The sequence below is a fragment of the Halomonas sp. CnH100-B genome, from assembly GCF_024124605.1.
Lineage (GTDB): Bacteria > Pseudomonadota > Gammaproteobacteria > Pseudomonadales > Halomonadaceae > Vreelandella.
Genome location: NZ_JAMXRX010000010.1, coordinates 1 through 12,726 on the forward strand (window position 1 = coordinate 1; position 12,726 = coordinate 12,726).

Below are 12,726 nucleotides of genomic sequence, written 5' to 3' on the forward strand. Positions count from 1 at the left end.
CCCTTGCCGAACTCAGAAGTGAAACCGCTTAGCGCCGATGGTAGTGTGGGGTCTCCCCATGCGAGAGTAGGTCATCGTCAGGCACTTATACCGCAAAGAACCCAGCCAAACGGCTGGGTTTTTTGTTTGCCCGTCGATCCCGTCGTTTTATGTCAGCATTTTTATGTCAGAATGTGCACTCCAAGGAGGAGCGCTATGACACAAATGCAATGGGATCAGTTACTTTCCCCACGACGCCTTCACGATAAACGAACGGACAGCACCCGGGAAATTGGGCGTAGTCCCTTTCATAAAGATCATGATCGCATTGTCTTTTCCGGCTCTTTCCGACGCTTGGGGCGTAAAACCCAAGTGCACCCTCTGACGGAAAACGACCACATTCACACCCGCTTGACCCACTCTCTCGAAGTTGGCTGCGTCGGCCGTTCGCTTGGGATGATTGTGGGCGAGCTGCTGCGGGACCGTCTCCCTGACTGGATCACCCCCGCAGATTTGGGCGTGATCGTGCAAACCGCATGCCTTGGCCACGATATCGGTAATCCGCCCTTTGGCCACGCCGGTGAGTACGCGATACGCGACTGGTTTCGTCGCGCCCAGGGAAGTGGCCTGCTGGATGGCTTGTCCGATGCCGAGCGAGACGACCTGTTGACCTATGAAGGCAACGCGCAGGGCTTCCGCGTCATCACCCAGATCGAGTACAACCAGTTCAACGGTGGCATGCGCCTATCGGCGGCAACTTTAGGCACGCTGCTGAAATATCCATGGACGGTCCGCTATAGCGGGCGGGCGGGTAAGTTTGGCTGCTACCAGTCAGAGCAGGCGCTATTGAAAGAGGTAGCGGATGCGGTGGGATTACTTCCCCAAGGAGAGCAGCGCTGGTGTCGCCACCCGCTGGCCTGGCTGGTCGAAGCAGCCGATGATATTTGCTACGCCTTGCTAGACCTGGAAGACGGTCTGGAGATGGGCATTCTGCGCTACGAGGAAGTGGTCGAGATTCTGCGTCAAATCGCTGGTGAGTTTCCGCCCGAATATGCCGAGATGCAGCGTAAAAATGTTTCGCAACGCCGCCGGATCGCCCTACTCAGAGGCGCCGCCATGGAGCGTGCCGTCAACGATGTGGGGGCTGTCTTTGTACAGCATGAGCAGGCGCTGCTCAGCGGTACTCTCAGCGAGGATTTGTTGGAGCTGTGTCACCCGGATTTAGGCTGGGGAGTGCAGTCCGCCAAACAACTCGCCCGAGAGCGCATTTTTCAGAATGAGCGCAAGGCGAAGCTGGAGATTGGTGCCTACACCACGCTGGGTATCCTGTTAGAAGCCTTCATCGGTGCCGCTCATGAGCTGCACCACACCGGGCAAAGCTCGTTCAAGCATCAGCGGGTTTTGGCGTTGATAGGCGAGAACACGCCACTCCCCTCATGGACACTTTATGACAGCTACCGGCGCATGCTGGACTTCATTGGCGGGATGACCGACCACTACGCGGTCGATCTTGCCCAAGAGATGGGCGGGCGGTTACGCGGCGACTAAATGAGGCATTAGACAGACGGTTGACGGAGGTGCTTGAGCTCCATCAACCGTGCCCGCTCTAGCAAAACATGAATGACCTTGTCATGAATGGCATCGCTTAGCTGTCCTGGCGTGATGTCGGTCAGCTGCTTGGCCAGCTGTTCACCGCTGACCACGAGAATATCCGGCGAGGCTTCGCTGGTGTCGATTTCCCAGCCGGGCAGAACCAGGACCCCTTTCACCGGTACCGGTATACCGCAGCGGCGCTCTAACCACTGGCTGAGCCAGCTGACACCCTGGCGCGTTTTGTGCAGCGGCCGCCGCTCCTGCCAGTGCGGGAAGCGCAGCCGCTCACGCTCTACCGCCACGCAGTTCAACTCTTTGCCATTGCTACCAATGGCCAGTGCCCTGGCGCGGGTTTCCACGACGAATACGCCGTGAGGGGTGACCACCACATGGTCAATGGTGAAGCTATCCGTAGGGACGTCATGAAACACGTAATAGGGGTGCGCTTCAGGGCGAACCAGACGTTCCAGCTCTTGGCCTACGGCAAGTTCGCAGGCAAGCCCCAGCTTCAAGCGGCGGATGCGCTGATAGTCACGCACCAACAGCAGCGAAAACGCCAGCACCAAGAGCGTGCTCAGCAGGCCATACAGCGCCCACTCGACCCAGTCCTGTTTATCGACGAAGAGCATTCGTCCCATGCCGTAGACCAGCGGTGCAAGGCTGACCAGAGGCCCTAAAGTGCCGTTAAGAAACAGGCTTGAAAACGCTTGATCGAGTCGATGGCGAAGCGCCTGCCCCGGCTCGCGGAGCGGCGCATCGAAGGGTGAGTGAACGCGGGCATCGTGAAGACTACGCAAGGCTAATACGATGCCGCCCATCGCTGCCATGGGAAACAAGAAGATGAGCGGTAGCAGGTATTCCAACCAAACCATTATCGTGCCTTGCCCTTTCGCCATGAGCCGGGGATGTGCGTTGTCCGCTTCAACCGCCCGCCAATTTCACCTGATAACCCATTGAGGTTAAGGCATCGCGCAGTGTTTCGCGATGGTCGCCCTGGATTTCTATCACACCCTCTTTAACGGCGCCGCCGGTGCCGCAGCGCTGTTTGAGTGTTTTGGCCAGTGCCTTGAGCTCCCCTTGGGGGAGCGGCACGCCGCTGATGGTCGTGACTCCCTTGCCTTTACGACCGCTGGTCTCACGGCGGATACGGACGATCCCATCCAATTCGGCAAGCCGCGCTTGCTCGCTGGTGTCCTCACAGCGGCAGTCGTCGATGGGGGCTCTGCAGTCAGGGCACGTTTTGCCATGCTCGGTGGAGTAAACGAGGCCACTTAGCTGATCACGTAATGAAGCCATACTATTTCTCTGTTGAGTGATGAGGCATTGCGGCCTGCCATCGCTCGTGGGTCAGTTGCTCGACAACGGCAGGCAGCTGATACATGTTACTCATCATGATAGCGCCTTCCGGCGTTGCTTCGGCATCGGGAAAGCGATTCAGATGGATCACGGTCATGCCTGCTTGCAGCGCCGCGTGAACACCGACCAGCGCATCGTCGATGGCAATGCAGTCCTTCGCCGCAAACCCCATGATACTGGCTGCGTGCAGATGTAAACAGGGCTCCGGCTTCCAACAGTTAGCGGTATAGCCACTAAACAGCCGATGACCGAAATAGTCGCTGAGACCGGTCGCCTTTAGAGCGGTACGAATCTTGGTTTCAGGCCCATTGGAGACCACGGCGCTAGGGTAGTGGGCCAGTGCATCGAGCGACTCACGCGCGCCGGGAATGGTGGTGAGCTCATTGGCGAGGCGCTCCGCCAGTTTGGCGCGCATGGCCTGTTCCATGCGGTTCAAGCGCTCGGCATCAACCTCGCCATAGCGGGTTTGCAGTTCTGCCACGATACGTCGGAAGCGGGCCCCCCGAAACTCGCCAAGATAATCGGAAGAAGCAAAGGGGAGACCGACCGTATTGAGGCCGCGAGCCATCTCTTCGGCCAGTAGGGGTTCGCTATCGACGAGGGTGCCATCACAATCAAACAGCAGAAGTGGGAGCGGCATGGGAGTTCCTTGCAGCGTGACAAGCGCTACTCGCGTTAATTTAAGCCGACTAGACGACTATTGAACGAGATTTTTCTGGCTTTGTGAACACTGTTTTATAATTTTTTACAGTGAAGCTGCGCGACCATGCCGCTGAGCGCTCGCTACCCTCGGTTAACTGCCCGGTTTTCAAGGCAATCTATGTGAATCATCGAGAGACCGGCTATAGTAGGTAGGCGACGCCGCGATAACCATAAAATGGAGATGTATATGCGATTCACCCCTTGGTTCCTCTCATTGGTCGTGGGTACCGCGCTGATGGCTTCTGCAGGTAGCGTGTTGGCAGAGCCTGAAGCCGATGCCGATAGCGAGCAGCACCAAGCGCTGGATGATGCGGCGCTGGAGGAGAAGTACGGCATCAAGGCCGGGGCCGTTCAGCGTGACGAGTCGACCGCCGATATGGCCGCGGCTGACGAGACGGAAGAAAACACCGGCAACGGTGGTGACGATAGCGACAACACCGAAGGCGGCACCGGTGGTACCGGTAGCGCCGAAGATGCCATTGAAAACGGCGAGGACGAGCAGAGTAACGACGATAACGAGTGAGTGTGCCGTTAGCGGGAGAGGCGTCGTGAGTTGGCGCTACTACGTTGATGATAAGGTTTCATCGCTTTCTGGCTGGTAATCCACCAGGGGGCGTATTGACCGCTCATCGCGCTGAAAAATGCTTTTTGCATCACGAGGCCAGCTTCCATGCTGGCCTCGATCTTTTCGGTCACCATGCGCTGGTTTTCACGCATCATGGCGGGGCTAAAAAAGGGCTGGGTTTGCCATAGCTGTTGGCGCATGGCGATCGTGGATAGCGACGAACTCCATAGTTCAATCCCCATCATTCCGACCTTCCACACATCGAACATGGCGGTGGGCGGAGTAAACAGGGGCATTGAGGAGTGCTTCATAGTGAGGGCTGCCTGGTGAAGAAATGTGGGGTGGTGCTCTCTAGTAATAGCCTATTTGTGCTGCATTGCAACAAAAAAGGCGGCCCGAAGGCCGCCTTAGCGTCGCTAATTGCTTAGCTGCTTACTTAATTTTAGGAGCCAGCTCGCCGCGCTCGTAGCGCTGGAACATCGCTTCCAGGCTGATCGGCTTGATTTTGCTCGCGTTGCCAGCAGTACCAAAGGCTTCGTAGCGGGCAATACACAGATCGCGCATGGCGGTGACCGTTTCTTTTAAGAATTTGCGCGGATCAAATTCAGACGGGTTCTCTGCCATAAAACGACGCACGGCACCGGTGGACGCTAGGCGCAGGTCGGTGTCGATGTTCACCTTGCGCACGCCGTGTTTGATGCCTTCGACGATTTCCTCGACCGGTACGCCGTAGGTTTCCGGAATTTGACCGCCGTAGCGGTTGATGACTTCAAGCCACTCCTGCGGCACGGAAGAGGAGCCGTGCATGACCAAGTGGGTGTCCGGGATGCGCGCGTGGATCTCTTTGATACGCTGAATAGAGAGCGTGTCGCCGGTCGGCGGCTTGGTGAACTTGTATGCGCCGTGGCTGGTGCCGATGGCAATCGCCAGCGCGTCGACCTGAGTCGCTTTGACGAACGCGGCGGCTTCTTCGGGATCGGTCAACAGCTGTTCCATGTCCAGCTTGCCTTCGGCACCAATGCCGTCCTCTTCACCGGCCATGCCGGTTTCCAGGCTACCTAGGCAGCCCAGCTCGCCTTCAACCGATACACCACAGGCGTGGGCCATTTCTACTGCGCGACGAGTGACGTCAACGTTGTAGTCGTAATCCATCGGCGTCTTGCCATCTTCACCCAGCGAGCCGTCCATCATGACGGAGGAGAAACCGAGCTGGATAGAGCGCTGGCACACGGCGGGGCTGGTGCCGTGATCCTGGTGCATCACTACCGGAATATGCGGAAACTCTTCTACCGCCGCCAAAATCAAGTGGCGCAGGAAAGGGGCGCCTGCGTATTTGCGCGCGCCAGCGGAGGCCTGCACGATCACCGGAGAGTCGGTGGCATCGGCGGCTTCCATGATGGCCCGCATCTGCTCGAGGTTGTTGACGTTGAACGCGGGGATGCCGTAGCCGTATTCGGCGGCGTGGTCGAGCATCTGGCGCATGCTAATTAAAGCCATGGGGTCACCTTGTAGGTTGTCAGTGTGAACGGGTGCAGTGAGCGTGCAGTGTCAGCGTGATGGTTCAGCCGCGCTTTGCTGCGGCTTCTAATGCGGCTACCGCCGGTAGCTGTTTGCCCTCGACGTACTCTAGGAACGCGCCGCCGCCGGTAGAGATATAGGAAACACGGTCGGCAATGGCGTACTTGTCGATAGCGGCCAGGGTATCGCCACCGCCAGCAATCGAAAACGCGCTACTTTCGGCAATGGCAAGAGAGAGTACTTCGGTGCCTTTGCCAAATTGATCGATCTCAAAAACGCCCACGGGGCCGTTCCACAAAATGGTGCCGGCATCTTTGAGCAGGCTGGCCAAGTGGGCCGCGGTGTCCGGGCCAATATCCAGAATCATCTCGTTATCAGCGACCTGGTCCACCGGTTTGACTACCGCTTCTGCGGATTCAGAGAACTCCGTGGCCACAACGACGTCAGTGGGCAGCGGAATAGAGACTTTCTCCATTAGCGCTTTGGCTTGACCGATCAGGTCGGCTTCGTAGAGCGATTTGCCCACATTATAGCCTGCCGCCGCGATAAAGGTGTTGGCGATCCCGCCGCCGACGATAAGCTGGTCGCACTTATCGGAGAGAGCGGTCAATACGTCGAGCTTCGTAGAGACTTTGGAGCCGCCCACAATCGCCGCCATGGGTCGCGCCGGGGTCGCTAAGGCTTTCTCCAGTGCGTCCAGCTCCTGGGCCAGCAGCGGGCCTGCACAGGCGGTGGGCGCAAAGCGGGCCACGCCGTGGGTGGACGCTTGAGCGCGGTGGGCGGTGCCGAAGGCGTCCATCACGAAGATATCGCACAGCGCGGCGTACTGCTTGGCCAGCGGTTCGTCGTCTTTCTTCTCGCCGTTGTTAAAACGCACGTTCTCAAGCAGCACCACGTCGCCGTTGCTGAGCGTGGGCGCGGTGTCGAGGTAGTCGTCGACCAGTTTGACGGGGCTACCCAGCAGCTCGCTAAGGTGCTCGGCCACGGGAGCTAAGGAGAACTCCTCAGCAGGCTCGCCTTCCGTGGGGCGGCCCAGATGGCTCATGAGCATCACTTTGGCTCCCGCCTTGGCTGCCGCTTGAATGGTCGGCAGTGCGGCGCGCAGGCGGGCATCGCTGGAAACACGGCCGTTTTTGATCGGCACGTTCAGGTCTTCACGAATCAGCACGCGCTGCCCTTCCAGGGGCAGGTCGGTCATTTTTTGCACGTTCATGTGAGCGGTTTCCTCGTGTTCAAGCGAATGTAAGAGCGCTAGGTGGTGCTACCCATCAATTAGCGAAACGTTGCCAAGCGCTGGCTGATATCCAGCATGCGGTTGGCAAAGCCCCACTCGTTATCAAACCAGCACAGCAGCTTGATCAAGCGTGTGCCAGCCACCCGGGTTTGGGTGGCGTCTAGAATGCCAGAGCGGGGGTCATGATTAAAATCGATCGATGCCATGGGGGCTTCGGTATAGCCTAGCACCCCTTGCAAGCGCTGCTGGCTGGCGCTGTGTAGCAGCGCGTTCACCTGGGCGGCGCTGGTGTCGCGGCGTACGGTCAGCGCGGCATCCATGGCCGAGACGTTAATGGTGGGTACCCGCACGTGCAGGCACTCAAAACGCCCGGCCAGGCTCGGCATCAGGCGGCTGATACCCACTGCCAAGCCGGTATCCACCGGCACAATCGACTGCATGGCAGAGCGAGTTAAGCGCAGGTCGGTTTGATGATACGCATCGATCACCGGCTGATCGTTCATCGCTGAGTGAATCGTGGTGGTGACGCCGTGCTCCAGACCCAATGCTTCATCCAGCACGGTGAGCAGCGGCACCAAACAGTTCGTGGTGCAGGACGCCGCAGAGAGGATGCGCTGGGTGGGGATAAGCTCATGCTCGTTGATGCCCCACACGATGGTGGCATCCACATCGTTTTCAGCGGGCTGGGAGAACAGCAGCCGCTTGGCCCCAGCCGTTAAGTGCTGCTCGGCGGTGGCGCGATCCTTAAAGCTACCCGAGCACTCCAACACTAGGTCGATATCCAACTCACCCCAGGGCAGCGCTTGCGGGTCGCGTTCGCACAGCACGTGGATGCGCTGGCCGTTGACGAGCAGAGCGCTGCCATCGTTATCCACCTCACCAGGGAAGCGTCCGTGGGTGGTGTCGTAACGGGTGAGATACGTGATGGTGGCGAGGTCAGACAGCTCATTAATCGCCACCACCTCAAGCCCTGGGTGTTGGCGTTCCACCAGTGCTCTCAGCACGCACTGGCCAATGCGCCCATAACCATTGATAGCAATGCGATATTTAGTGGAAGCGTTCGCCATGTTGCGATGCGGCTCTTAGAAAAAGTGGCCCGATGATAGCGTATTTCACCGGGCGGTGCTTACCCAGCCCCGATGCCCACTAGCCGCCACGCCAGCGGCAACAGCAGCGCGGTAAAAATACCGGTTAGGCTCATTCCGAGCGAGGCAAACGCCCCGGCGGTAGGGCTAATATCAAACGCCCGCACGGTACCAATGGCGTGCCCATTGAGCCCCAGAGCAAAACCGATGATGCGCTCATCGTTGATACGTAGCAGCCGAGCCGCCAAGCTAACAAAGGGGATGGTCAGCACGCCGGTCACCAGCAGCGAGCCCATTAACAGCGCAACGTTGCCGCCGAGCTGTTCGGTGATGCCGATGGCAATAGGCGCGGTCACCGACTTTGCCGCAATGGAAGCCAAAATGTCTGGGCCTGCTCCCAACAGCCACGCAATGCCCAAGGCATAGCAAGCCGCCAAAGCAGCAGCAATAGGCAGGCAGGCGGCTAGCGGTCGCCAGAGTTCACGAATGCGCGGCAGTTGCTGGTAAAGCGGCATACCCAGCGCCACCGTAGCGGGGCCTAACAGCACGGTTAGCCACGTAGCACCCTGCTGGTAGGTGGCGTAAGGCAGCCCCAGCAGCGCCAGTATTGCGGCCAAAAGGAGTGCCGCGATCAAAATAGCGGGCAGCCAGGAGGGCTTACCCAGCCGTATAAAAACTGCGCTGCCCACCAAATAAGCGGCCAGCGTTAGTCCAACGGCCAGTAAAGGCGTTGCGGTTAAGGTGGGCAGCAGGTTAGTCAGCATGGCTGCGTCCCATCAAACGCGTTAGTAACCATAGGGTGGTGAACACGCTGAGCAGCGTGCCGAGTAGCAGGGCGGCCACAATGGCCAGCCATTGGCCTGCCAGCTCATCCAGAATAAAGAATACACCCACCACGCCCGGCATAATCAGCATAGCCAGGAGTGCAATCAGCGGTTGGGCAGCGGCAGCAAGGCTGGAGGGCACTCTGCCGATCATAGCGAGGGTGGTGCACAGCAGCAGCATGCCCACCACCCCAGAAGAGATGGGTAAACCGGAGAAGTGAATGACCACTTCTCCGATTAACCAGTAGCTAATTAGCCATAGCAGACCGTTTAGCGCGGGCATCGCGATGCCCGCACTGCGTGACCCGTGAGCGGGGGATTAACCCAGCAGCTCATTGGCTTGTTTAACAATGTTCTCGACGGTAAAGCCGAAGTGCTTGAACAGCTCGCCAGCCGGGGCCGACTCACCAAAGGTGGTCATGCCAATCACGCGGCCATCGAGACCAACGTATTTGTACCAGTAGTCGGCATGGCCGGCTTCGATGGCAATACGCTTGGTGACGGCTTTGGGTAGCACGCTTTCACGGTAGTCAGCGTCTTGGCCGTTAAAACGGTAAGCGGACGGCATGGAGACTACGCGCACGGCTTTACCCTGCTGCTCCAGCTCGGCCGCGGCGTCCATCGCCAGGGAGACTTCGGAACCCGTGGCAATCAGGATCAGCTCTGGCGTGCCGTCGCTATCTTTCAGCACATAGCCGCCGCGCTGGATAGACGCGAGCTGGGCCTTGGTACGCGGCTGGTGCGGCAGGTTCTGGCGCGAGAGTACCAGCGCTGTCGGGCCAGAATGGCGCTTAATCGCGGCATCCCAGGAAGCGGCGGTCTCCACGGCGTCACAGGGGCGCCATGTGTTCAGGTTCGGCGTGGTGCGCAGGCTAGTGAGCTGCTCAATCGGCTGGTGTGTCGGGCCATCTTCGCCCAGGCCAATAGAGTCGTGGGTAAACACATAAATAGCCTGCTGACCCATCAGCGCCGCCATACGCACGGCGTTACGCATGTACTCCATAAAGATCAGGAAGGTGGCGCCGTACGGCACAAAACCGCCGTGCAGAGCGATACCGTTCATCACCGCGCCCATGCCGAATTCACGCACACCGTAGTGCAGGTAGTTGCCGCTGGCGTCGTCGGGGGTGATCGCTTTCGCGCCTTTCCAGAATGTCAGGTTAGACGGCGCTAGGTCAGCGCTGCCGCCCAGCAGTTCCGGCATTTGCGGGCCAATCACGTTCAGCGCTTCAAACGACGCTTTACGCGAGGCAATGCTTTCACCTTTCTCTTGGGCCTGCTGGATCAGCGCTTCGGTCGCCAATTCCGTGGGCAGCTGCGCTTTCATGCGGCGCTTGAATTCACGCGCTTCTTCCGGGAAGGCTTCAGTGTAGCGAGCGAAGCGGCCTTCCCACTCTTGCTGGCGCGTTTTACCGGCGTCGCGGGCATCCCAGGCGGAGTAAATCGGCTCGGGGATATGGAAAGGCGCGTGCTCCCAGCCCAACTGTTTACGTGCCAGGGCCACTTCGTCGTCACCCAGCGGTGCGCCGTGAGCTTCTTCTTTGCCCTGCTTGTTGGGGGCACCAAAACCGATAATGGTTTTGCAGATGATCAGGCTTGGCTTGTCGTCATGGCTCTTCGCCAGCTCAATGGCCGCCTTGATCTCGTCAGGCTTGTGGCCGTCGACGTTCGGTACCACGTGCCAGCCGTAGGACTCAAAGCGCTTGGCCGTATCGTCGGTGAACCAGCCTTCGACTTCGCCATCGATAGAGATGCCGTTGTCGTCGTAAAGGGCTATCAGTTTGCCCAACTGCTGAGTGCCCGCCAGGGACGCCGCTTCGTGGGAGATACCCTCCATCAAGCAGCCATCGCCCAAGAAACACCAGGTGTGGTGGTCAACGATGGTATGGCCGGGGCGGTTGAACTGCGCGGCCAGGGTTTTCTCGGCAATCGCGAAACCCACTGCGTTGGCAAAGCCTTGGCCCAGCGGGCCGGTAGTGGTTTCGATGCCGGGGGCGTAGCCAAACTCTGGGTGGCCAGCGGTGGGCGAGTGCAGCTGGCGGAAGTTTTGCAGCTGTTCCAGGCTCAGCTCATAGCCGCTTAGGTGTAAAAGCGAGTAGAGCAGCATGGAGCCGTGACCATTCGACAGCACGAACCGATCACGATCGGCCCACTTGGGGTCTTCGGGGTTGTGCTTGAGGTAGTCATTCCACAGCACCTCGGCAATATCAGCCATACCCATGGGGGCGCCAGGGTGGCCGGATTTGGCCTTCTGAACAGCATCCATGGAAAGGGCGCGAATGGCATTGGCCAGCTCAAAACGGGACGGCATGGGGGTGCTCCTCGCCTGAAAACGGAAAGAATAAAGGCGCTATTGTCGCTGACTTCCCCGGCGGCGGCAAATTCTCAGGGGCACGTTGTGGGAAGAACTTGCAACAGCGTGTAGACTCTGGCTCCCGAAGTGGTGGTGAAAGTGATGGTGCCGCTTCTTTATACGGGCAGGGGACTTCCTGCCATGATTTCCTGCTGATGCTGCGGTCATAACAGAGCAGCCGTCATACAGAGGGTCGAGTGCGCGATGAGCGAATATTCCCTGTTTACCTCCGAGTCCGTTTCCGAAGGCCATCCCGATAAGATTGCCGACCAGATTTCAGACGCGGTGTTAGATGCCATTATCGCCCGGGATAAACAGGCCCGCGTTGCCTGTGAAACGATGGTGAAGACGGGCGTTGCCATTATTGCCGGTGAGATCACCACCTCCGCGTGGGTGGATCTAGAGACGCTGGTGCGTGATGTGATTACCGATATCGGCTACACCTCTTCTCAGGTGGGCTTCGACGGTGCCACGTGCGGCGTCATCAACCTGATTGGCAAGCAGAGTGTCGATATTGCTCAGGGCGTTGATCGTACCAAGCCGGAAGACCAAGGCGCGGGTGACCAGGGCCTGATGTTTGGCTACGCCACGAACGAAACCGATTCGTTCATGCCAGCGCCGATCCACTACTCGCACCGTTTGGTCGAGCGTCAGGCGGAGTTGCGTAAAAACGGCCTGCTGCCGTGGCTGCGCCCGGATGCCAAGAGCCAGGTCACTTTCCGCTATAACGCTGAAGGCCAACCGTGTGGCGTGGATGCGATTGTCCTATCGACTCAGCACGACCCGGAAATCGATCAAGAAGACCTGCGCAAAATGATTAAGCGTGAAGTCATTGAGCAGGTGATTCCCGCTGAGTGGTTGGATGCCAATACCCAGTACCACATCAACCCGACCGGCAAGTTCGTGATTGGCGGCCCGGTGGGCGACTGTGGCCTGACCGGTCGTAAGATCATCGTCGATACCTACGGCGGCATGGCGCGCCACGGTGGCGGCGCGTTCTCGGGCAAAGATCCGTCGAAAGTAGACCGCAGCGCCGCGTACGCTGGCCGCTATGTGGCGAAAAACGTCGTAGCAGCGGGCTTGGCGGACAAGTGCGAGATTCAGGTCTCCTACGCCATTGGCGTGGCCGAGCCGACCTCCGTGTCTATCGACACTTTCGGTACTGGCAAAATCGACGATGCGAAAATCGTCGAGCTGGTGCGCGAGCACTTCGATTTGCGCCCCTACGCAATCACCAAGATGCTCGACCTGCTGCATCCGATGTATCGCCTCACGTCTGCGTATGGCCACTTTGGCCGCGAGCCGTTTGAGCACAGCTACAGCTGGGTAGACGACAAAGGCGAAACGCATACCGAGACGTTTACAGCCTTCCCGTGGGAAAAAACTGACAAAGCAGACGCGCTGCGTCAGGCCGCTGGTCTATAAGCTTCCCGCAAGCGCAATGAGCGTCATGGGTTAGCGAAAAGCGCCCCTTGGTTCACGCCAGGGGGCGCTTTTTTTATGGGTCGAACACGGTT

Annotated in this window: 13 protein-coding genes; 3 read left to right on the forward strand and 10 right to left on the reverse strand. The window is 58.8% G+C overall.

Translation table 11 applies throughout. The features are described from left to right. Nucleotides 1–195 precede the first annotated feature (195 nt). Nucleotides 196–1,527, forward strand: a complete 1,332-nt coding sequence (locus tag NH398_RS16545; RefSeq protein ID WP_253019307.1) for a deoxyguanosinetriphosphate triphosphohydrolase — start codon at nt 196–198, stop codon at nt 1,525–1,527. An 8-nt stretch (nt 1,528–1,535) separates the two neighbouring features. On the opposite strand, the gene NH398_RS16550 is transcribed toward NH398_RS16545, so the two are convergent. Genes NH398_RS16550 through NH398_RS16560 form a run of 3 tightly spaced genes read right to left on the reverse strand, consistent with a single transcriptional unit; the run spans nt 1,536 to nt 3,568 of the window. After that, a complete protein-coding gene (locus NH398_RS16550; protein WP_253019308.1) occupies nt 1,536–2,444 on the reverse strand; it encodes a nuclease-related domain-containing protein in 909 nt (302 codons plus the stop codon). A 49-nt stretch (nt 2,445–2,493) separates the two neighbouring features. Further along, the gene (locus NH398_RS16555; RefSeq protein ID WP_253019309.1) at nt 2,494–2,868 is read right to left on the reverse strand and encodes a translation initiation factor Sui1; all 375 of its coding nucleotides are present in this window, start codon (nt 2,866–2,868) and stop codon (nt 2,494–2,496) included. A 1-nt stretch (nt 2,869) separates the two neighbouring features. After that, the gene (locus tag NH398_RS16560; protein WP_159340555.1) at nt 2,870–3,568 is read right to left on the reverse strand and encodes an HAD-IA family hydrolase; all 699 of its coding nucleotides are present in this window, start codon (nt 3,566–3,568) and stop codon (nt 2,870–2,872) included. Between the two features lie 249 nt (nt 3,569–3,817). Between NH398_RS16560 and NH398_RS16565 the strand changes: the two genes are divergently transcribed. After that, on the forward strand, nt 3,818–4,153 hold the full coding sequence (locus NH398_RS16565) for a hypothetical protein (RefSeq protein WP_253019310.1): 336 nt from the start codon (nt 3,818–3,820) through the stop codon (nt 4,151–4,153). Nucleotides 4,154–4,161: 8 nt separating this feature from the next. On the opposite strand, the gene NH398_RS16570 is transcribed toward NH398_RS16565, so the two are convergent. The 7 genes from NH398_RS16570 to tkt all read right to left on the reverse strand — a co-directional run bounded on the left by NH398_RS16570 (nt 4,162) and on the right by tkt (nt 11,167). Further along, nucleotides 4,162–4,506, reverse strand: coding sequence for a hypothetical protein (locus NH398_RS16570; protein WP_253019311.1), 345 nt, complete (start codon nt 4,504–4,506; stop codon nt 4,162–4,164). Nucleotides 4,507–4,627: 121 nt separating this feature from the next. Next, the gene (gene fba / locus NH398_RS16575; RefSeq protein ID WP_062363362.1) at nt 4,628–5,692 is read right to left on the reverse strand and encodes a class II fructose-bisphosphate aldolase; all 1,065 of its coding nucleotides are present in this window, start codon (nt 5,690–5,692) and stop codon (nt 4,628–4,630) included. A 64-nt stretch (nt 5,693–5,756) separates the two neighbouring features. Next, entirely contained in the window at nt 5,757–6,926 is a 1,170-nt protein-coding gene (locus NH398_RS16580) for a phosphoglycerate kinase (protein WP_253019312.1), read from the reverse strand. A gap of 59 nt (nt 6,927–6,985) precedes the next feature. Further along, nucleotides 6,986–8,014 carry a glyceraldehyde 3-phosphate dehydrogenase NAD-binding domain-containing protein gene (locus NH398_RS16585; protein ID WP_253019313.1) on the reverse strand — a complete coding sequence of 343 codons (1,029 nt, stop codon included), beginning with the start codon at nt 8,012–8,014 and terminating at the stop codon, nt 6,986–6,988. 59 nt (nt 8,015–8,073) lie between these two features. Further along, nucleotides 8,074–8,796 carry an LrgB family protein gene (locus tag NH398_RS16590; protein WP_253019314.1) on the reverse strand — a complete coding sequence of 241 codons (723 nt, stop codon included), beginning with the start codon at nt 8,794–8,796 and terminating at the stop codon, nt 8,074–8,076. Beyond that, entirely contained in the window at nt 8,786–9,139 is a 354-nt protein-coding gene (locus NH398_RS16595; protein WP_253019315.1) for a CidA/LrgA family protein, read from the reverse strand. The genes NH398_RS16590 and NH398_RS16595 overlap by 11 nt, the downstream gene beginning before the upstream one ends. A gap of 36 nt (nt 9,140–9,175) precedes the next feature. Beyond that, the gene (tkt, locus tag NH398_RS16600; RefSeq protein ID WP_253019316.1) at nt 9,176–11,167 is read right to left on the reverse strand and encodes a transketolase; all 1,992 of its coding nucleotides are present in this window, start codon (nt 11,165–11,167) and stop codon (nt 9,176–9,178) included. A gap of 246 nt (nt 11,168–11,413) precedes the next feature. Between tkt and metK the strand changes: the two genes are divergently transcribed. Further along, nucleotides 11,414–12,634: a methionine adenosyltransferase gene (gene metK / locus NH398_RS16605; protein ID WP_253019317.1), complete on the forward strand. Its 1,221-nt coding sequence runs from the start codon at nt 11,414–11,416 to the stop codon at nt 12,632–12,634. Nucleotides 12,635–12,726 lie beyond the last annotated feature (92 nt).